Annotated in this window: 14 protein-coding genes; 13 read left to right on the forward strand and 1 reads right to left on the reverse strand. The window is 33.9% G+C overall.

The annotated features are described in order from the left end of the window. Positions 1-24: 24 nt before the first annotated feature. The 12 genes from H599_RS0102330 (at position 25) to H599_RS0102385 (ending at position 20,631) form a co-directional block, all read left to right on the forward strand. Complete coding sequence (locus H599_RS0102330; protein ID WP_026712633.1) at positions 25-1,716, forward strand: DUF885 family protein; 1,692 nt, start codon at positions 25-27, stop codon at positions 1,714-1,716. 9 nt (positions 1,717-1,725) lie between these two features. After that, positions 1,726-4,413: a DUF5695 domain-containing protein gene (locus H599_RS0102335; RefSeq protein WP_026712634.1), complete on the forward strand. Its 2,688-nt coding sequence runs from the start codon at positions 1,726-1,728 to the stop codon at positions 4,411-4,413. A gap of 5 nt (positions 4,414-4,418) precedes the next feature. Next, entirely contained in the window at positions 4,419-6,521 is a 2,103-nt protein-coding gene (locus H599_RS0102340; RefSeq protein ID WP_155960726.1) for a beta-galactosidase, read from the forward strand. A gap of 11 nt (positions 6,522-6,532) precedes the next feature. Then, entirely contained in the window at positions 6,533-8,698 is a 2,166-nt protein-coding gene (locus H599_RS0102345; protein WP_245600476.1) for a family 43 glycosylhydrolase, read from the forward strand. 24 nt (positions 8,699-8,722) lie between these two features. Continuing rightward, positions 8,723-10,096, forward strand: coding sequence for a DUF6055 domain-containing protein (locus H599_RS0102350; protein WP_155960727.1), 1,374 nt, complete (start codon positions 8,723-8,725; stop codon positions 10,094-10,096). Positions 10,097-10,136: 40 nt separating this feature from the next. Further along, the gene (locus tag H599_RS0102355; RefSeq protein WP_026712638.1) at positions 10,137-12,338 is read left to right on the forward strand and encodes an alpha-galactosidase; all 2,202 of its coding nucleotides are present in this window, start codon (positions 10,137-10,139) and stop codon (positions 12,336-12,338) included. A 16-nt stretch (positions 12,339-12,354) separates the two neighbouring features. Beyond that, positions 12,355-13,317 carry an ornithine cyclodeaminase family protein gene (locus H599_RS0102360; RefSeq protein ID WP_026712639.1) on the forward strand — a complete coding sequence of 321 codons (963 nt, stop codon included), beginning with the start codon at positions 12,355-12,357 and terminating at the stop codon, positions 13,315-13,317. Between the two features lie 45 nt (positions 13,318-13,362). After that, a complete protein-coding gene (locus H599_RS0102365; protein WP_035141057.1) occupies positions 13,363-14,583 on the forward strand; it encodes a M24 family metallopeptidase in 1,221 nt (406 codons plus the stop codon). 191 nt (positions 14,584-14,774) lie between these two features. Then, on the forward strand, positions 14,775-15,239 hold the full coding sequence (rimP, locus tag H599_RS0102370; RefSeq protein ID WP_026712641.1) for a ribosome assembly cofactor RimP: 465 nt from the start codon (positions 14,775-14,777) through the stop codon (positions 15,237-15,239). Between the two features lie 13 nt (positions 15,240-15,252). Continuing rightward, positions 15,253-16,506: a transcription termination factor NusA gene (gene nusA / locus H599_RS0102375; RefSeq protein WP_026712642.1), complete on the forward strand. Its 1,254-nt coding sequence runs from the start codon at positions 15,253-15,255 to the stop codon at positions 16,504-16,506. 49 nt (positions 16,507-16,555) lie between these two features. Further along, positions 16,556-19,453 carry a translation initiation factor IF-2 gene (gene infB, locus H599_RS0102380; protein WP_026712643.1) on the forward strand — a complete coding sequence of 966 codons (2,898 nt, stop codon included), beginning with the start codon at positions 16,556-16,558 and terminating at the stop codon, positions 19,451-19,453. A gap of 143 nt (positions 19,454-19,596) precedes the next feature. Next, entirely contained in the window at positions 19,597-20,631 is a 1,035-nt protein-coding gene (locus tag H599_RS0102385) for a hypothetical protein (protein WP_155960728.1), read from the forward strand. Positions 20,632-20,958: 327 nt separating this feature from the next. On the opposite strand, the gene H599_RS0102390 is transcribed toward H599_RS0102385, so the two are convergent. Beyond that, a complete protein-coding gene (locus tag H599_RS0102390; protein WP_026712645.1) occupies positions 20,959-21,348 on the reverse strand; it encodes an SPOR domain-containing protein in 390 nt (129 codons plus the stop codon). A 218-nt stretch (positions 21,349-21,566) separates the two neighbouring features. On the opposite strand from H599_RS0102390, the gene H599_RS0102395 reads away from it, so the two are divergent. Then, positions 21,567-22,895 (forward strand): c-type cytochrome, encoded by a 1,329-nt coding sequence (locus H599_RS0102395; RefSeq protein WP_026712646.1) that lies wholly within the window; start codon positions 21,567-21,569, stop codon positions 22,893-22,895.

Here is a 22,895-nt window from a genome sequence, read left to right on the forward strand (position 1 = left end):
GTATAAATCTTTAAATTCATTTGTATGAAAAAATCAATTTTAACCTTTATTATATTTTTATTTATGCTTACTCCCACTTTTTCCAGCGAGCTCATAGATGTAGTCAATACATATAAAGCTGATAAAACCGCGCTGAAAAATTTTTATTCTAACAGAGAATCAGAGGAATATTATGTACGTTTTTCAAAGTTATATGAGGATTGGAAAAAAACAATAAAAGAAATTGATTTTAAGAGTCTCTCTCAACAAGGAAAAGTAGATTATTTATTGTTGAAAAACGTTATCAATAAAGACGATTACTTTTTACAAATAGAATACAAATCATTTAAAGAAATTGCTTCGGTAATTGATTTTACAACAGATATTAATGTTTTTATAAAAGAAAGAAGAAGAGGAAAGAAGCCAGTATCTGCTGATTTGGCAAAGCAGTTTGGTATTGCTGAAGCTAATATCAATAAAAAAATAGAATTGCTTAAAAATAAACCTTTTAAAGATTGGTTTGAGGCAGAGAAAGCCTCGAAAGCGGTGAACTCATTTGCAAGATCATTAAAAGAAGCTTATGGGTTTTATTATAGTTACGATCCTGAGTTTACCTGGTGGATGGAAAAACCATACCAAAGTTTGTCAGCAAAATTGAAAGAATATAGTAGTTTCTTAAGTACTAATTATTCCAAAACAAGTATCAAAGATGATGGAAGTGGAATTATTGGAAAACCTTTAGGAAGGGAAGCCGTTTTGAAAAGCTTTGCTTTTGAATACATTCCTTATACACCTGAGGAAATGATTCTTGCTGCACAAAAGCAATTTGAATGGTGCAAACAGGAAATGATTAAAGCTTCGACTGAATTAGGTTACGGAAAAGACTGGAAAGCTGCTTTAGAACATGTAAAACAAACCTATGTTCCGGCCGGAGAACAACCTCAAACCATAACTGATTTGTACAATCAATCGGTAAAATTTATTGAGGAAAGAGATTTAATTACTTTGCCAGATTTAACTAAAGAGACTTGGCAAATGATTATGATGACACCGGAACGTCAAAAAATTAATCCGTTTTTTACAGGGGGGTGGGAAATTAGTATTTCATATCCAACAGAAGATATGGATCAGTCTGATAAACTGATGAGCATGCGAGGAAATAATCCTAATTTTTCGCGCGCTACTGTACAGCATGAATTGTTGCCGGGACATAACTTGCAGTTTTTTATGAATAGTCGTAATAAGCCGTACCGAGAACTTTTTGATACGCCTTTTTGGATGGAAGGTTGGGCTTTATATTGGGAAATTGAACTTTGGAACAAACAATTTCCGCAAACACCGGAACAAAAATTAGGGATGTTATTTTGGAGAATTCATCGTTGTGCCCGAATTATATTTTCACTAAAATACCACTTAGGTGAAATGACACCACAGCAATGTATTGATTTATTGGTAAACGAAGTGGGTCATGAATATGCTAATGCTGAGGCTGAGGTAAGACGTTCTTTTGCAAGCGGAGATGCTCCTTTGTATCAAATGGCGTATATGACCGGTGGTTTACAATTTTATGCATTGAAAAAGGAATTAATAGCTAAAGGTTGGACTGAAAAGCAATTTCACGATCGTGTTTTAAAAGAGAATATGATGCCTGTAGAAATGCTAAGAATCTTGCTTGAAAATTTAGAAGTTAATGAGGATTATAGATCAACATGGAAATTCTCAACTGATTTTAAATAAAGGACAAAAATGAAAAAAACACGTTTATTAGTCTTGTTTATCTGTTGTTACATAGTATCAAATAATCTACAGGCGCAAGAATATTGGGATAAAATTAAGGCAAAAAAAGCAACGCTTGAAGTAGATAAAGGATTTATTAATTTGACTACTAAATCTTTTGCACTTAAATTGCTTCAGTCTTCTCAAACTGTTGCGGAACTATCCCCGCTTTCGGATAAGAGTTTTGATTTTACTCCAGGTGACCGATTAGCTATTAGAGATAAAGATGGGCTCTATCATTTAGGGGATATTAATCTTCGAATTAAAGCTGCAAATGGAAGTTGGGAAAGTTATTCGACAGCTGCTAAACGTACTGCGATAATTCCGTTAGAGGTTTCAGGAAATATTATAGCGGCAGCCGATCTTTCGAATACATTACCTGCAAATATTCCTGTAACGATAAAGCGTTTTTATGAAGAGAAAGACGGAAATTTAATTTTACGTTTTGAGATTACTAATAAAACCAATGCTGATTTAGAAATAGGAGCTTTAGGAATTCCTATGGTTTTTAATAATATTCTGGAAGGAAAAACATTAGACGAAACGCATATTAAAAATGTATTTTATGATCCATACATTGGTAAAGATGCCGGTTATCTTGAAGTGAAAAGATTAAGTGGTCATGGTCCGGCTTTATTAGTGCTTCCTGATCAAAACATGCCTTTTGAAGCCTACCGTCCTTTATTAGATGATCCTACACCCAGAACGATAGTTTTTGAAGGTTTTCATGAGTGGATGCCATTTAGTAAGGCTTATGCCGAAAATGAATGGAAAGCTGCGGAACAATGGAATACACCTACGTCTTTGATTTTAAAATCGGGAGCAACTCAAAACTTTTCATTAAAGTTGGTATTGGTTGACGAAATCAAAAATATTCAAACAGCTTTGATTAAAAATGAACGTCCAGTCGCATTAGGAGTTCCAGGTTATGTTTTACCTCAGGATGTAGACGGACATCTTTTTCTAAAATACAATAAGGCGGTTAAGACTTTTAAAGTGGAACCTGAAGGAGCTTTAGTTATAGAAAAGGAATCAAAGGATAAAAAATCTTTTGCAGAATATATTGTTCATGGGAAGAAATGGGGTAGAGCCCGATTAACAGTAGTTTATGAGGATGGTTTGGAACAAACAATTAATTATAAAATAATTAAATCAGAAACGAATGTTATTGCAGATTTTGGCCATTTTTTGACAACTGCTCAATGGTTTGACCAAAAAGATGATCTTTTTCATAGAAATCCTTCTGTGATTTCATATGATTATGAAACAAAGAAACAATTAAGTCAGGATAGCCGTGTATGGGTAGCAGGACTTAGCGATGAAGGAGGAGCTGGTGGTTGGTTAGCTGCTATTATGAAGCAGTTGGTTCAGCCAGATGTAAAAGAAATAAAAAAACTGGAACAATTTGTAGATAGTACACTTTGGGGAGTTATTCAGTATAAAGACGGGAAAAATAAATTTGGTGTTAAAAAGAGTGTTTTTTACTATGAGCCAAAATTAATGCCGGAAGGGACTTATAGCAAGGATATTAATTATGGAACTTGGGCAGCATGGAACAAAAAAGCTTCAGATGATCCGGGAAGATCTTATAATTATCCTCACGTTGCTGCAGCACATTGGGCAATGTACCGTTTGGCACGTTATCATGAAGGTTTGGTAACAAATCAATCTTGGGATTGGTATTTGAAAAATGCTTATGAAACTAGTATTGCTATGACAACGCTAGCTCCTTATTATGCACAATTTGGTCAAATGGAAGGCACGGTTTTTTTATTGATATTAAAAGATTTGAAAACCGAAGGTTATACTGAAATGGCAAATGATTTAGAAGCTAAAATGAAAAGTAGAGCTGATCATTGGAGAACACTAAATTATCCATTTGGTAGTGAAATGCCTTGGGATTCTACAGGTCAGGAAGAAGTTTATATGTGGTCGGATTATTTTGGATATGATGATAAAGCAAAGGTAACATTAGATGCAATCTTGGCTTATATGCCAGTAATGCCGCATTGGGCTTACAATGGGAATGCACGTAGGTATTGGGATTTTTTATATGGAGGAAAATTGTCCAGAGTAGAGCGTCAGATTCATCATTACGGGTCAGCTTTGAATGCTATTCCTGTTTTAGAACAATTCAGAAAAACGCCAGATGATTTTCATTTGTTAAAAGTAGGATATGGTGGGTTATTAGGTGGAATTTCAAATATTACAGAAGATGGTTTTGGGCCTGCTGCTTTTCACTCCTATCCTGAGACTCTTCGCATTGATTATCTGTCGGGAGATTATGGTTCCGGGTTTTTTGGTTATGCTGTAAACACGGCTACTTTTATCACTTATGAGAAAGATTTGGGTTGGCTGGCTTTTGGAGGAAATCTTAAAACAAAAGGTGATGTTGTTGAAGTAGCAATTACAACTGCAGCAAAATCTAAGGTATATATCGCTCCTAAAAAAATGTGGCTGACCCTAGATTCAGGCACATTTAAAAAGGTACGCTATAACACAAAAACTAAAGAAGTTGAAATTACTTTAGATGCTAAAACTGCTTATACGCCTTACGCTTATTTAAGAGTAGATCAGGAAGTGAAATTATCTTATGAGAAAACTAGAGATGCTTTCAAAATTCCATTAAAAACTAAAGAGATTCAAATTAAATTATAATTCAAATGGGACAGATATTGGAATCACATTTTTTTAAAAAAGTTTTTTTTGTCATTTTGAGTATTTTTTTTGGCTTCAATCTAAATGCTCAAAAATTTGATAAATATTTTCCAAAGAAAGACCTAACTACAGTAGGGGTTTATTATTATCCTGAACATTGGGACCCAAGTCAATGGGATCGTGATTTGAAAAAGATTGCTGAAATGGGTTTTGAATTTACTCATTTTGGTGAATTTGCCTGGGCTGAATTAGAACCACAGGAAGGAGTTTACGATTTTAAATGGTTAGACAAAGCAGTAGCCATTGCTGCAAAATACAATTTGAAAATTGTAATGTGTACTTCTACAGCTACTCCTCCTGTCTGGTTAACGCGCAAGCATCCGGACATACTTTGTACTTATGAGGATGGTACAAAAACAGACCATGGTTCCAGACAACATGCTTCATTTTCAAGTAATTATTATAGGATTTATTCGTTGAAAATGATCGAGCAATTAGCTAAAAAATATGGGAATAATAAAAATATCATTGGTTGGCAAGTTGATAATGAACCTGCTCGTTTTCTGGATTATGGAGCAGATGCGCAACAACGTTTCCGCGAATGGTTAAAAGCCAAATATAAAACGATTGAGACCTTAAATCATGCTTGGGGTAATAGTTTTTGGAGTGGAACTTACAGTTCTTTTAATCAAGTTAATATTCCATTGCACAGAGAATGGGGGATGAATTTACATGCACAATTAGACCATTACCGATTTGCAGATGAGGAAACGGCTACTTTTCTCGATTCTCAGGCTGTTACTATTCGTAAGAACATTACAAAGGACCAGTGGATTACGTCTAATTACAGATCCAATTACAATGAAAGTTTTGTAGGGATGAGTAAAGAATTAGATTTTGATTGTTATACGCGATACATAGTTTATGGAGGAAGTTTAGGAATAGGTAAAAATGGATATCGATTAGGTAATTATACTGACGTAGCGATGTCAAACGATTTTTTTCGTCCAATAAAAGGAATGTATGGATGTATGGAATTACAACCGGGTCAGGTAAACTGGGGAAGTATAAATCCACAGCCGTTACCAGGTGCTGTTCGTTTATGGTTATGGCATGTTTTTGCTGGTGGTAGTAAGTTTACTTGTACCTATCGTTATCGTGCTCCGTTGTATGGTTATGAACAATTTCATTATGGGATTGTGGGGACAGATGGGGTTACACCAACTCCGGGAGGTCAGGAATTTGCTCAGTTTATCAAGGAATTGGGCACACTACGTACAAAATATGATGCTAAGGCTACCTTGCCTGATTTTTATCTAAAACGTAAAACAGCTATTTTGTTCAATGCTGATAATGTAATGGGAATTGACCTAAATAAGCAAACAAGAGAGTGGAGTACGCTTGGCCATTTTATGAAATATTATAAGGCGGCAAAATCTTTTGGTGCACCTGTTGATTTTGTTCGGGATACAACTGATTTTGCTAATTATCCTGTTTTACTCGTGCCTGCTTATCAGATGATTGATCAAAAAATGATAGATAAACTTACTTTGTATGCAAAGAATGGAGGGAATTTAGTGTTAAGTTGTCGTTCAGGAATTCAAAATCGTTTGGGGCATTTATGGGAAGCCAAATTTTATGAGCCAATGTGGGATTTAATAGGTTCTCAAATAGATTCTTATGATTTACTTATGGCACAATCTCCAGGAACGGTTAAGTATAATGATCAAGATTTTACATGGACTAGTTGGGGCGATTTATTAAAGCCAAATCAAGGGACAGCTGTTTGGGCAACGTATCAGGGTGATTTTTATGCAGGGACACCAGCTGTTATTTCACGTAAACTAGGTAAAGGAACTGTGACTTATATTGGGCTAGATTCGAAAAATGGGGATCTTGAAAAACAGGTTTTGACGAAATTGTACAAACAGCAGAATATTTCTATTGAGAATTATCCGGAAGGTGTGATGGTTGAATATCGTGACGGCTTTGGTATTGCTGTGAATTATACGGATAAAGTATTTCATATTGATTTACCATCTAATGCTAAGGTTGTTATTGGGAAAAATGATATAAAAACTGCAGATGTTTTGGTGTGGAAATATTGAGGAATTAAAAAATGAATAATGTTTGCTTTATGATGTGGGACAATAAATTATTATGCAGTTTAGTCATACTTTTTTTTACAGAAACTCTTTTAGCTCAAAAAGATACTGATATTAATGCTCTTGGAGTCAAAAATCCTATTTTACCGGGATGGTTTGCTGATCCTACTATTAAAAAATTTGGCGATATTTATTATATATACGCGACTACTGATAACGAAATGTTAGCTTCGGGAGCACCTACAGTTTGGTATAGTAAAGATTTTCAAAATTGGTACAATTATACCATGGAAATTCCTTCTTTTTCAGCGAAATCTATCACAAATTTTTGGGCTCCGGACATTGTAGAAGGGAATGATGGGAAGTATTATCTATATTTTGGAAATTGTGAAATGGGCTGTAATATTTATGGTTATGTTTCTAATACTCCTGTTGGACCTTGGATTAAATTAAGTGATAATGATGTTCCTGTGATTTCAAACGGATATCCCAGAGATGGATTTCCTTCACTAGATGCTCAGTTTTTTACGGATACCGATGGTAAAGTATATGGTTATTGGGGGACTTGGGTGCATTACAATGGAGGATACGCTGTTGGTGAACTCAATAAGAACACTATGAAAGATATGGTAAATTCAACGAATATACCTTTGGTACAAACACCAGAGCCTTTTGAAGCAGCTTATATGATGAAAAAAGGTAGTAAATATATCTTAATGTATTCGGGAGCTTCTTGTCATGACGAAACCTATAATGTTCGCTACTCTTATGCAGATTCTCCTTACGGACCTTTTACACCAGGTAAAAACAATCCTGTTCTCAGTACAAATGCTAATCAGACAGTTCATGGTCCGGGACATCATTCGGTACTAAAAGAAAAAGAAGATTATTACATTGTATATCATAAGCATGATTATCCTATGACACGCGGAGGTCTTGCCAGACAGGTTTGTATTGATAAAATGATTTTTGAAAATGATTCAACTATAAAAACAGTTGTTCCCACAATAAAAGGAATTAATAATTTGATGAAATCTGATGTGCCTGAAAATATTGCTTTCAAGGCAAAAACAATAGCTTCTTCTTATCATTTGAAATCTACACAATATGATTATGAGTATAAATCTTCTTACGCTACTGATGATAATAATGGAACAATGTGGAAAGCTGCCAATAACAGTTCACCGCAAGATTTGACAATCGATTTAGGTTTTATTAAACCAATAAAAAGGGTGATGACTCAATTTGAATTTGCCAGCTATTATTACCAATACAAATTAGAATATTCTGTTGATGGAAATAAATGGAATTTGTATGCTGATAAATCTAAAAATCTGATAGCCGGAAGTCCAATGATTGATGATAATGACGTAAAAGCGCGTTATCTAAAATTAACTGTTTTAGGAACGGAAAAGATGGGATTGTATGCTGCTGTTTGGAATATTAAAGTATATAGTTCGTTATTTGACATTCCTTTGCAATTGCAAAATAAAAAATCTGATAAAGCAGTTGCTCCTGTAAGTTCAAAAAAACTGTTAGTTGATCTTAATGTTGATACCATTAAAGATAATAATGGTTTAAACTCAATTCCTAATAAAGGAAGTTTAGGTGGAATTTTTACCAAAAGTGGTACAGTATCTATAGAAAAGAAAGAAGGAATTAAGGCTTTAAATTTTACAAACGGAGCTTTAATCTTGGATAAAGCTGTTCCAAAAACCTTAGCATGGAATGGATCGTTTACTGTGACAACTTGGGTTAAAAATCCTGAAATCGCAAATGAAGGAGAGATTATCGCCTCTTGGTGTGATCGACATCAATTTAGTTTAGCTAATTCTTATAATGCATTGGCATATAATAGTGGTAATTATGGAGCTGTAGCTCATTTAGATGGTCATTTTGATATGCGTTATTCTAAATTACCTGAAGCAAACAAATGGCATTACATTGTTGTAACGTTTGATGGAGTTGTCGAAAAAATATATGTTGATGGTGTTTTAGACAATTCTCAAAGTATGTTGTTGTCTTCAGCAATTGATAAAGCAAAAATTATAATTGGAGCTTCTGATATTGGAGAGAATTTTTCAGGAGATATGGCTTCTTTACAAATGTATGATTATGCAATTGATCAGCAGGAACTTTTGAAACTAATGAATACTACAAAGCCAAAAGGATTGCTTTAAAGATATTGTATTAAGAATATGAAAATGAGAAAACGAATTATTTTGTCTAAAAATAAAGTACAGCTGATGATTTTGAAACCATTTGGGACTTTTTTAGCATTGATATTGTGTTTTAATTCTTTTTGTCTTTTATCTCAGGAAAAACTAAAGAAAGAGTTGTATATACCTTCTAAGGTGTGGATGATTCCCGAAGGAAACGACTATGCTAATCCAAATAGTGATTATAATTTTGAGAACATGGTCACTTCGGATAATGTAGCAATATTGTGGCATAAGGATTATGGTAAAGATCCAATGACAAATAAAGATGAAACAGAAAGATTTAATCCGGTCAAAATGTTGAGTGAATGCGAAAGAATCTATAATGTTTATGTAAACGAATTAAAACTTGTGGAATCAGGTCATTCTTTAACAGATAAATACAAGATTCTGGTTTATGTATTTAAAGGAGAAGAGAAAGCGGCTTTTGGAGGAGGAGAGGAAAATAAGGTAGGAATCTTTTGGACACCAGCTGTTCGTGTAAATAAAGAACCATATGGCGTATTAGCTCATGAATTAGGACATAGTTTTCAATATTTAAGTAATGCTGATTCAGGAAAAGGTCCTTCAGGTGTTATTCAGGAAATGTCAGCACAATACATGCTCTGGCAAGTATATTCTGACTGGATTACTTTTGAAAATTATCATTTGGTTGATTATTTAAAAGGTACGCATTATGGTTTTTTACATCCTTATAATACCTATCATTCTCCATTTGTAATTGAGTATTGGTCACAAAAGCATGGTAAAGAATTCTATGGAAAACTCATGCGTAACACAGAAAAAGGTGAAGATCCTGTATTGACTTATAAGCGTTTGAATCAGCTTTCTCAAGACCAATTCAATGATGAAATGTTTGATGCCTCCAGACGATTTATTACTTGGGATTTAATGAGAATTGATTCAGTTGCTAAGAAATATGCTAATACACATTATGCCAAAGTAAATCTTTTAGAAAATGGTTGGTATCAGGTAGATTCTATTAATTGTCCTCAAAACTATGGTTACAATGGAATAAAATTAAGAGTCCCAGAATTTAGAACCCAAGTAAAATTAGATTTTAAAGGAATTTCAGGAGCTAAAGGTTTTTCAAATGTTAAAGTTGAAAATGCGGCATGGCATTATGGATTTGTTGCACAATTAAAAAACGGACAGCGGGTTTATAGCAAGACTTTTAAAAAACCGAATGATAAAGTATCGTTTAAGATTCCTCAAAATACAGAATATTTTTGGTTAGTAGTTATGGGGGCTCCAAAAGAACATTGGCAGCGCCCTAATAGACGGGACGCTAATCAAAATAAAACACCAGATGAACAATGGCCTTATCAGTTTAAATTATCTGGTACTACACTTGAATAGCATTTTTTAAAAAAGCTTACATTTTATAAAATTTAAAAAAATGAATACAATCTTATTATTTATATTCTCAATGATATATTTCAATAGCCAGGCACAAGAAGGGAGTATGATTCGTATCGAAACTGAAAATTTTGCTCATGTTTTAAAGATAGGACTTGATCATAAATTGTATCAAACCTATATTGGAACTAAGCTGAATAACAATGCAGAATACGAGGCTGTTTCTAAGGAAAATATAAAGAAATTTGTAGTTAATGATGGAAATCCATTGATTGATTTACGTCATGCTGCTTATCCTACTTTTGGAACAACTAATTTATTTGAACCAGCAATTCGTGTGACACATAACGATGGAAATCCTTCATTAGAATTAGAATATCAAAAGCATAGCACTAAAAAGATAGATGACAATTGTATTGAAACAATCATAAAATTAAAGGATCCTCAATATCCTGTATTTGTAGAATTACACTTTAAAGCATTTTATAAACAAAATGTAGTTGAGTCCTGGACAGTAATCGAACACAAAGAAAAAGAACCTATTACCTTATATAATTACGCTTCATCAGCGCTGCATTTAGATGCTGATAAATATTGGTTAACTCAGTTTTACAGTGATGTTGTTGAGGAAGTTAGGATTGAAGAAAGTCAATTAACCAAAGGTATAAAGATAATTGATTCTAAGTTGGGGGTAAGAACCAATATGTTTGCAGCGCCTAATTTCTTCCTGTCTTTAAATTCAAAATCAACCGAAGAAACCGGAGAAGTTTTGGCTGGAACAATTGCCTGGTCAGGAAATTTCAAATTTACATTTGATTTGGACAATAATAATGAACTTCGAATTATTTCGGGAATTAATGAATTTGCTTCAGAGTATAGTCTAGAACCTCAAAAGGTTTTTAAAACACCAGTTTTTATCTATACTTTTTCCAATCAGGGAAAAGGATTGGCTAGTAGAAATTTACATTCCTGGGCTATGAATTATGGCTTAAAAGATGGAAATAAATCAAGACTTACTTTATTGAATAATTGGGAAACTACTTTTTTTGATTTTGATGAAAAAAAATTAACGAATATGTTCTCCGATGCTAAAACACTGGGAGTGGATATGTTTTTGCTAGATGATGGTTGGTTTGGAAATAAATATCCAAGAAGCGGTTCTACATCAGGATTAGGAGATTGGCAGGCCACTAAGGCAATTTTGCCCAATGGAATTGGTTATTTGATGGATCAGGCAACAGCAACGGGAGTAAAATTTGGAATTTGGATTGAGCCGGAAATGATTAATGAGAAAACAGAACTCTATGAAAAACATCCGGATTGGGTTTTAAGTTTGCCTAACAGAGCAAAAGATGTTTACCGTACGCAACTTGTTTTGGATTTATGCAATCCTCAGGTGCAGGATTTTGTTTTTAAAGTTGTAGATGATATTATGCAAATTAAATCAGGAGTTTCGTTCTTTAAATGGGATTGTAACCGAATGATGACTAGTGCTTATTCTAATTATCTAAAAAAACAACAATCGCATCTGTTTATTGAATATACAAATGGGCTTTATAAAGTACTGGATCGTATTAAGGCAAAGTACCCAAACTTAGAAATGATGCTTTGTGCTGGTGGTGGAGGAAGGGTAGATTATGGAATGTTGAACTATTTTACTGAGTTCTGGGCTAGTGATAATACAGATGCTTTTAATCGTATTTTTATTCAATGGGGATATTCTTATTTTTATCCTGCTTTGGCAACCTGTAATCATGTTACCTCAATGGGAAAACAATCCATCAAATTCAGGACGGATGTGGCTATGATGGGTAAATTAGGATTTGATATTCATGTTGGTGGATTAAAAGAAGATGAACTTAAATTTTGTCAGGATGCTGTTGTCAATTATAAACGATTGAGTCCTACAATTTGGAAAGGAGATTTATATCGATTAGTTTCTCCGTATGAAGATACCAGAGCGGTTTTGATGTATGTTGATAAAGAGAAGAATCATTCAGTTCTTTTTTCATATACTTTACAACCACTTACGGATCCTAATTATGGTTTAGTAAAGTTTAAAGGGCTTGATGTGAATAAAAAATATAAAGTAGAAGAAATCAATAGTATGCCTCACGGAAGAAAGAGTTTTGAGGAATCAGGCAATGTCTGTTCAGGTGATTTTCTAATGAAAATTGGTTTGAAAGTTTCTTCTTCTCAACCAGAGTCTAGTGTGATTCTCGAAATTAATGCAGTTGAATAATTTTTGAATAAAGAACATGAAAAAAATTCATCATATATCAGATGATTACATAGAAAAAAATTGCAATTTTAATGAATTGATTGAGACACTGAGAGATGGGTTTTCAAATTCTGATATCGAAGTTCCTATGCGCCACCATCATGATTTTTCTAATCCGGAAGAAGATAAGGATTCTACCTTGTTATTGATGCCTGCTTTTAATCCGGGGAAAAATTTAGGTGTAAAAATAGTGACTGTGAGTCCTAATAATGGTAAATATGATATGCCGGCCATTCAGGGGACGTATATCTATTTGGATGCTCATAAAGGAAATATTAATGCTATTTTGGATGCAAAATCGCTAACAGCTAAAAGAACTGCGGCAACATCCGCTTTGGCAAGTAGTTATCTTTCCAGAGTTGATTCCAGTTCTTTGTTGATGATTGGTACAGGTGCACTTTCTGTTGATTTAATTAAAGCTCATGCTAGTGTAAGACCTATTAAACAAGTTTTTATCTGGGGAAGAGATAAAAAGAAAGCACAGAAAATTGTAAATATTCTAAAAGATTTTTCGTTTACTTGTACTGCCATTGAACAGATAGAGGATAAAATTTCCGAAGTAGATATTATTTCTTCAGCGACATTGTCTCCTACTCCTTTGGTTTTTGGAAAATATCTAAAAGAAGGACAACACCTGGATTTAGTGGGGGCTTATAAAAAAAATACCAGAGAAGCTGATGACGAAGCGATTTTAAAATCATCTGTTTTTTTAGATACTTATCAAGGCGGACTAAAAGAAAGTGGTGATATCCTGATTCCATTGACTAACGGTATTATTACTAAAGAAAGTATCAAAGCTGATTTGTTTGAGTTGTGTTCTAATGTTAAAAAAGGAAGGAGTTCAGATACTGAAATTACTTATTTTAAATCTGTAGGACATGCTTTAGAGGATTTAATAGCGGCATCTTATTTTTATCAGTTATTTGATTCAAAGGAGTAAAACAAAACTTTTTTACAATTATAAACAATTAATTATTTTTTGCGAATGACAAAAAAGACAATTGGAGTGGGTGGATCGACAGCTGCTATAGAGTTAGAAAAAATTGTTGATATGACTCAAAATGTAAAACCAATTACAATCGATGAATATCAATCAAGAATGCAAAAGGCAGTCTTTTTAATGAAAGAGCATTCTGTTGAAGTGATGTATTTGAATGCAGGTACTAATTTGTATTATTTTACCGGAACACAATGGAATCCCTCGGAAAGAATGGTTGGTGCTTTGTTGTTTGATGACGGAACTTTAGTGTATATAGTTCCAAAATTTGAAGAAGGTACTTTTAAAAAATACAGTCAGGTTGAGGCAAAAATTTATTGTTGGGAAGAACATGAATCACCTTATGAGTTAATTAATGAATTGTTAAAAACGAAAAACAAAACCACTGCAACTTTAGCTATTGATGAATCGGCATCATATTTTTTGGCAGATGGAATTTTAAAAGCAAATCCATCCTGTAGTATTCAAACCGCTCAGCAAATTACTGCCGGATGTCGCATGCAAAAATCAGCAAATGAATTGGCTATTATAAAGCAGGTAAAAGAGATTACGATGGTGGTGCAAAGGGCAGCTGCTAAGATTTTACGACCAGGTATCAGTGTTGATGAAGTGGTTAGTTTTATCAATGAAGCACATAAAAAAGCAGGTATAACTTCGGGATCTTATTTTTGTATTGTTTTGTTTTCAGATGACACCCAATATCCTCATGGTGTGGTTGTTCCTCAAGTCTTAAAAGAAAATGATGCAGTTATTGTTGATACCGGTTGTCGTCTAGAAGGTTATCTTTCGGATATAACCAGATCATATGTTTACGGTACCCCTTCTGACGAATATAAAGAAATTTGGAATTTAGAAAAAGCTACGCAATTAGCTGCTTTTGAGGCAGCAGTTATTGGTGTTACATGCGGTTCAGTAGATGACGCTGCCCGAAAAACTTTAGCAAATACAGGTTTGAGCTCTGATTATAGTTTGCCGGGTTTACCGCACCGTGTAGGTCATGGAACAGGTTTGGATATTCATGAATACCCATATTTAGTAAGAGGAAGTGAGATTCAACTTTTAGAAGGAATGGTTGTTAGTAATGAACCAATGATTTGTATTCCAGGGAAATTTGGAATCAGGCACGAAGATCATTTCTATATGACAAAAAATGGTCCTCAGTGGTTTACAATACCTATGGAGAGTATTGAAAATCCTTTTGGTTATTAAAGGGTTAAAGAAGAGAATCGAATGTTAGTTTTCTTTTAAATTTGTTGTAGTTTGTTTATTGAAACTTTAAGAAAAGGATTAACAAGGGGTAATTATTTTTGGTTTCTAAAAATAAACACTATATTTGCAGCGTTATTTATTAAAATCTAGATAATGAGGGGACTAAATGTCCCCTCTTTTTATAAAAAAATATGACATTTAAAGAAAAAGTAAGTTCGTTATTGCAAGAGGTTCTCGAGGAAAAGTCTTCACTTTTTTTAATTGACTTAACTATTACTGATGCATTTAAAGTGATGATTACTTTGGATGATGATAACGGAGTAGTTTTGCAGGATTGTATTGATATTAGTCGTGCAATTGAAAGTAAGTTAGACAGAGAAGAGCAGGATTATTCTTTGGAAGTAGCTTCGGTAGGGATAGGTTCGCCATTAAAATTGACACGTCAATATATTAAAAATATTGGCAGAACTTTGATAGTGACTACAAATACTGAAAAAATTGAAGCTGAATTAGTTGATGCTAATGAAGATTTCATAATTTTGTCTTGGAAAGCAAGAGAGCCTAAGAAAGTAGGGAAAGGAAAAGAAACAGTACAGAAAGAACAACAAATACCTTATACAGATATTAAAGAGGCAGTTGTTACAGTAACATTTTAATTAAAGAATTCGCATGGAAAATTTAGCATTAATCGATTCATTTTCAGAGTTTAAAGATGATAAACTTATTGATCGTGTAACGCTTATGGCAATTTTAGAAGATGTATTTAGAAATGCATTGAAGAAAAAATACGGATCAGATGATAATTTCGATATCATTATCAATCCTGATAAAGGTGATATGGAAATTTGGAGAAGAAGAGTAATTGTTGCTGATGAAGATTTGGATTTCGAAAATGAAGAGATTACTTTAACTGAAGCCAGAAAAATTGAAGCTGATTTTGAAATTGGAGAAGAAGTTTCGGAAGAGGTGAAATTGATTGATTTAGGTAGAAGAGCTATCTTGGCTTTGCGTCAAAACTTGATTTCAAAAATACACGAACACGATAACACCAATCTTTACAAACAATTTAAAGATTTAATTGGGGATATTTACACTGCCGAAGTACATCACGTGCGTCCAAGAGTGGTTATTTTGGTGGATGATGAAGGAAATGAAATTGTTTTACCAAAAGAAAAACAAATTCCATCTGACTTTTTCCGTAAAGGAGATAACGTTCGTGGAATTATTGAAAGCGTTGAATTAAAAGGAAACAAACCTCAGATTATTATGTCCAGAACTTCTGAGAAGTTTTTGGAAAAATTATTTGAACAGGAAATTCCTGAGGTATTCGATGGTTTAATTACGATTAAAAAAGTAGTGAGAATTCCAGGTGAAAAAGCTAAAGTAGCGGTGGATTCTTATGATGATCGAATTGATCCGGTAGGAGCTTGTGTGGGAATGAAAGGTTCTCGTATCCATGGTATCGTTCGTGAATTAGGAAATGAAAATATTGATGTTATTAATTATACTAATAATATTCAATTGTTTATAACAAGAGCGTTAAGTCCTGCAAAAGTATCTTCAATCAAGATTGATGAAGAAACCAAAAGAGCAGATGTGTTCTTGAAATTAGAAGAAGTATCAAAAGCTATCGGTAGAGGAGGGCACAATATTAAATTAGCCGGTTTATTAACAGGTTATGAGTTAGATGTTATCAGAGAAGGTGATGTTGAAGGTACTACTGCTGATGAAGACGATGTAGAATTAACAGAGTTCTCAGATGAAATCGATGAGTGGATTATTGAAGAATTTGCGAAAATTGGATTGGATACTGCAAAAAGTATTTTGAAACATGACGTAGAAGATTTAGTAAGAAGAACAGATTTAGAAGAAGAAACAATTCTAGATGTAATGAAAATATTGAAAGAAGAGTTTGATAGTTAGATCTATGCTTCTAACAACACAACGGAATAGGTAATATTAAAAAGTTTATATGTCTGAAGAGAGAGTAATAAGAATAAACAAAGTTTTAAGGGAATTGAATATTTCTTTAGAAAGAGCTGTGGATTATCTTAAGGATAAAGGGATTGCGATTGAGTCAAATCCGAACACAAAAATTTCTAATGATGTATACGATATCCTGTGCGGTCAGTTTGCGGGTGACAGAGGGAAAAAAGAGGCTTCGAAAGAAGTAAGCGAAGAGAAGAGAAAAGAAAAAGAAGCATTACGTATTGAGCGCGACAGAGAAGCGGAAGATAAACGTAAGCAGGAAGAAGAATTACAAAGACAACAACAGGAAGTAATTAAAGCAAGAGCGGTAATTTCAGGACCTGTACAAGTTGGAAAAATTGATTTAAATCCGAAACCTACTCCTTCTCCGGTAGCTGAAGAAAAAGTAAGCGCTACTAAGCCTGAAGTTGCCGAAGAAAAACCGGCTGCTAAAATTAGCTCTCCAGAAAAAACTGATTCAGACAAAAAAGAAGAGAAAGTTGTAGCTGAAACGCCTAAAGCCGCTCCTGAAAATACAGCTAAAGCTGAAGTTAAAAAAGAGGAGAAAGCCGTTAAGGCTGAATCTCAGACTCCGGCTAAAGAAGCTCCAAAAACAGAGGAGGCTCCGGCAGAAGACGCTATTGCTACTCAGTATCAAAAACTTTCCGGGGCTAAATTAACAGGTCAAACTATTGATCTGTCTCAATTTGAGAAGCCTAAGAAGAAAAAAGAAGATTTTAAAAATGCGGCCAATAAAGCGGCTGCTCCGGGAGCGCCGGGTGCGAATGCTAATAAAAGCAAACGTAAAAGAATTGCTCCTAAACCAGGTGCGCCGGCTCCTAATGCAGGTAATCAACAAAGAACTCCGGGAACTCCTAATCCAAATAAAATAACTCCTAATACAGGTGGAGGTTTTAACGCTAATAAAGACAGAGGCGCAAGACCTGGATTTAATAAAGGAAATCGTCCTGCGATTGTAGCTAAAGTTGAGCCAACAGAAGAGGAAGTTAAAAATCAAATTAGAGAGACTTTAGAAAAACTTCAAGGTAAAAAAGGAGGGAAATCTAAAGCGGCTAAATATAGAAGAGATAAAAGAGATACGCACCGTCAAAAATCGGATGATGAGCAAAGAGCATTAGATGAAGAAAGCAAAATCCTTAAAGTAACCGAGTTTGTTACCGTAGGTGAAATTGCCATCATGATGGATGTGCCTATTACTAAGGTAATTGGAACCTGTATGTCTTTAGGGATCATGGTAACCATGAACCAACGTTTGGATGCAGAAACTTTAACAATTGTTGCTGACGAATTTGGTTATGATGTAGAATTTATCACCGTGGATATCGAAGATGCTATTGAAGTAGTTGAAGATAAAGAAGAAGATTTAGTAAACAGAGCGCCAATTGTAACTGTAATGGGTCACGTTGACCACGGTAAAACTTCCTTACTGGATTACATTCGTAAAGAAAATGTAATTGCCGGTGAGTCCGGAGGTATTACGCAGCACATTGGAGCTTATGGTGTGAAATTAGAGAATGGTCAAAAAATAGCCTTCTTAGATACACCAGGTCACGAGGCGTTTACCGCGATGCGTGCCCGTGGAGCGCAATTGACAGATATTGTTATTATCGTAATTGCTGCCGATGATGATATCATGCCACAAACCAAAGAGGCAATCTCACATGCTCAGGCGGCTGGTGTACCGATCATTTTTGCTATCAACAAAATCGATAAGCCAAATGCGAATCCGGATAAGATTAAAGAAAGATTAGCGGGTATGAACTTGCTTATTGAAGAATGGGGAGGTAAAATCCAATCGCATGATATTTCTGCCAAAACAGGTCTTGGTGTAAAAGACCTTTTGGAAAAAGTATTATTGGAAGCTGAGATTTTAGATTTGAAATCAAATCCTGGTAAATTGGCTCAGGGAGCTGTTGTGGAAGCTTTCTTAGATAAAGGTAAAGGATACGTTTCGACTATCATGGTTCAACACGGAACTTTAAGAATTGGAGATTATCTGTTAGCAGGTAAACATCATGGTAAAGTGAAAGCAATGCATGATGAGCGGGGTAATATTGTTACAGCAGCAGGACCGTCAACTCCGGTATCTATTTTAGGTCTGGATGGAGCGCCTACTGCAGGTGATAAGTTCAGTGTATTTGAAGATGAAAAAGAAGCAAAACAAATTGCGGCTAAGCGTTCTCAATTGATGCGTGAACAATCCGTACGTACACAACGTCATATTACTTTGGACGAAATTGGTCGTCGTATTGCATTAGGTCAGTTTAAAGAATTGAACGTAATCCTTAAAGGAGACGTGGATGGTTCTGTTGAGGCATTATCGGATTCCTTCTCTAAATTATCGACTGAAGAAATTCAAATCAATATTATTCATAAAGGGGTTGGAGCAATTACTGAAACCGACGTTATGTTGGCTTCTGCTTCTGATGCAATTATTATCGGATTTAACGTTCGTCCTGCCGGAAATGCAAGACAGTTGGCTGATAAAGAGGAAATCGATATCCGTTACTACTCTATTATCTATGCAGCTATCGATGATTTGAAAGATGCAATGGAAGGAATGCTTGCTCCGGAAATGAAAGAGGAAGTCTTAGGAAATGCTTCTATCAGAGAGTTGTTCAAAATTTCTAAAGTGGGCACTATTGCCGGATGTATGGTTACGGATGGTAAGATTACCCGTCAGGCGAAAATTAGAATTATACGTGATGGAGTAGTTGTTCACGAAGGCGAATTGGTAGCCTTGAAACGTTTCAAAGACGATGTGAAAGAAGTAACCAAAGGTTACGATTGCGGTATCCAAATTAAAGGATTCAATGATATCGAAATTGATGATGTGATTGAAGCGTACCACGAAGTAGCAATTAAGAAAAAATTGAAATAATATTTCGAAATATATTTTATAAGAAAAATCCCGAGTAATCGGGATTTTTTGTATTTTAGGTTTTTTTTGAGGAAATTTTGTTCAAAGAGAAAATTATATTGGCTATGTGAGCAATAGCAACCACCCAACTATACAAAAATGCAATGAAATATAGATTATTACTTTTAATTATGCTTTCTGTTTTTTCTAATTATTTAAAAGCCCAAAATAAATCGGAGGAAAATAGGAAAGCGGAGACTAAACGAGCTTATTTACATTATTCAAAATTATTTAAAAAAAAGGATTTTGTATTTCATAAAGTTGATTTTATTGAATCGGATTATTATTACAAGATAATTGATGAAAATAAAATCAAAGAATATTTAGACCACATAAATAAGTCATTAAAATTAGAAATTATTAAAAATTCGAATACTGATGGTTTTTCTGATTTAAAACTTACAGTTAATTTGCCTGATTTCTTCGAAGATTTAACCAGTCAAAAATTTTATGAACTATTTCATAATCAAATAAAGATTAGAAATATCTATAGCGATTTGGTAGATGAATTCAATACTCCTTTAAAGTTAGGTTACGTCACTGAAGATTATAGTTCCAAAAAAATTATATACAGTAGAATGTTTGTTAAGGACACTATGCATAAATTTGAATCTATTAATTTTAAAGGGACTATAAGATATGCAATGGAATTCTTGACTAATTATGATAAAATAGAGATAAGTTTAGATCAAATTGGAAGTGATTTTATGCTTGGTAATTCAAAGTATAAATTAATAGATTATTACAATAATTATTTTATAATTAAAAAATTAGCGGGTCCCGTTGAGAGTATTCATATTGTTAATTTAACGCCTGATGGCAAATTAATAAAGCCTTATTCAAATTTAGAGTTTAACAATTTAAGGGAAAACGATAAAGCCTTTGCAAATAAAGTAAATTTTTATATTAGTCCGACTTCTGGTGTTCCTGAATTGTTTTATGATATTTTCAAAAAATATCCAAATATAACATTGGACGAATTTGATAAACTGATGACATTTGAAAAATTAGAAGAAGTAAATAAATTCGACGACTTTTCAAAGAGAATTATCATGCTATCTACAGTAAGTAATTTGAATTCAAAATATATTTTATATACGCCACAATATAAAACTGAAATTATTGAAATTAATAAGTGAATCTGTGACTAATAGTTATAGTTTCGTATAGGGCATTTTTCAAATTGTGAAACCACATTGGTCATTGTTTATCTATGATTTTGGTGTTTGTCTTTTCGAGTGCCGACATTGATTAAAAGATAAATCATTGCGTTTTTAACGCGGTTATAACAAACGAAACCATTCTATAACGGAATGGCTTTGTTTGTTTTGTAACTATGATTTATAAATGAATTTTGCTAGTTATAATTTTTTAGTATTCGCATTAAAATTGTTATAAAAAAATATAGAGGTAAAATCAATAAGATTTTACCTCTATATTTTGATAATAGATGTAGTGTTAAAACGTTACTTTTTGGGTTTAATCAAAAAAGCATTTGGGTAGCTTTTTTTGATTTCGATTAAATTTCGTTCGGCTTCTATTCTGGTTTTAAAATTCCCAATCCAGACTTTATAATTAGGCGTGTTGAATACAATGGTTCCGTCAAGGTTGGTGAAACTTTGTTTGCAGTCATTAAGTGTGCTTTTGGCTTTTTCGCTGTTGCCACTAAAAATCTGGATTTTATATTGCTCATTTACAGTAATTGAGGGGTTTATTTTTCTTTTCTCATTAAGTAGTTGTTCGAACTTAGGGTTTTGCTGAATGTTAATTTTTGATTCCTGTGCAGTCAATTTGAAAGAGTAAATTGAAAAAAAGAGAAGTGCAATTAGTGTTTTTTGAATTGTTAAAATTCTCATAATGTGAAGATTTTTAAGTAAAAGTAAAATTTATTGGCTGAAACAGCAATAAAAAAGTTATTTAGAATTAATATAAATTGTTTTTTTAAAGAAGTTAGGGTTTTGAGAATAGTTCTTAAGTCGTATTTTTGTGGCTGTTTAAAATAAAGGAACGTTTTTTATGTGATTTTGTTGCATAAAAAATTGTGCCAATTTTTAGTAGATAATCAATATACTTTATGAAAAAGGTGGGTAACCATAATCCGAACTCAAGGAAAATGTTTTTAAGTTTAGCTATGATGCTGGCTTTTTCCTTCTCTTCATTTGCGCAAGATGCTGCTCCTGCAGCTGCAACCGAAGCTGCTCCTGCAGCTGCTACAACTGGTGGTGATCCGGTAAAAGGTAAGGCGCTTTTTAATTCTAATTGTGCTGCTTGTCATAAGCTTGATGCTAAATCAACAGGGCCTGCGTTGAGAGGGGTTGCTGAGAAGCATGACATGGCTTGGATCTATAAATGGGTTCATAATAGTTCTGACATGATTAAGTCAGGAGATGCTGCGGCAGTAAAATTATTTAATGAAAATAATAAAGCTGTAATGACATCTTTCCCTCAATTGTCTGAGGCTGATATCGATAATATTATAGCTTATACATCTGAGCCAAAAGCAGAGCCTGCTGCTGCTTTACCTGGCGCTCAGGCTGCGGCTGGTGCTGCTGATCAGGGGGGGAGTTCTAATAATGTAATTTTAGGAGTTCTTGCTTTAGTATTAGTAGTGTTGGTTGTGATGTTATTCATGGTTAACAATGTGTTAAGAAAAGTTGCTAAGGCTAACGGAATCGAAGTTGAGCCAAAAGCTGGAAAAATTTCAATCTGGAAAGCTTTTGTTAAAAATCAGTTTTTAGTATTGGTTTCCTGTATTTTCTTATTGTTGGCTAGTGGATATTTTGTTTACGGTTACTTGATGCAGGTAGGTGTAGATCAGGATTATGCTCCTATTCAGCCAATTCACTATTCGCACAAGATTCACGCTGGTGATAATGAAATTAACTGTAAATACTGTCACTCTGCTGCCAGAGTAAGTAAAACTGCAGGTATTCCTTCTTTGAATGTGTGTATGAACTGTCATAAAAATATTTCGGAAGTTGCTGAGTCAACTGCTACTCCGGAATACAGCAAAGCTTTCTATGATGCTCAAATCCAAAAATTATACGATGCAGTTGGATGGGATAAAACGACTCAGTCTTACACTGGAAAAACACAACCGGTTAAATGGGTTCGTATTCATAACTTACCTGATTTTGTTTACTTCAATCACTCTCAACACGTAACTGTTGCGGGAATTGAATGTCAAACATGTCATGGTCCTGTTGAGACTTTTGAAATTCAAAAACAATTTGCTCCATTAACTATGGGATGGTGTGTTAACTGTCACAGAAAAACAGAAGTTAAAATGGAAGGAAATGGGTATTATACTAAGATACATGAAGAACTTTCTAAAAAATACGGTGTGGATAAATTGACTGAAGCACAAATGGGAGGTTTAGAGTGTGGAAAATGCCACTATTAA

The sequence above is a fragment of the Flavobacterium daejeonense DSM 17708 genome, assembly GCF_000425425.1.
GTDB lineage: Bacteria > Bacteroidota > Bacteroidia > Flavobacteriales > Flavobacteriaceae > Flavobacterium > Flavobacterium daejeonense.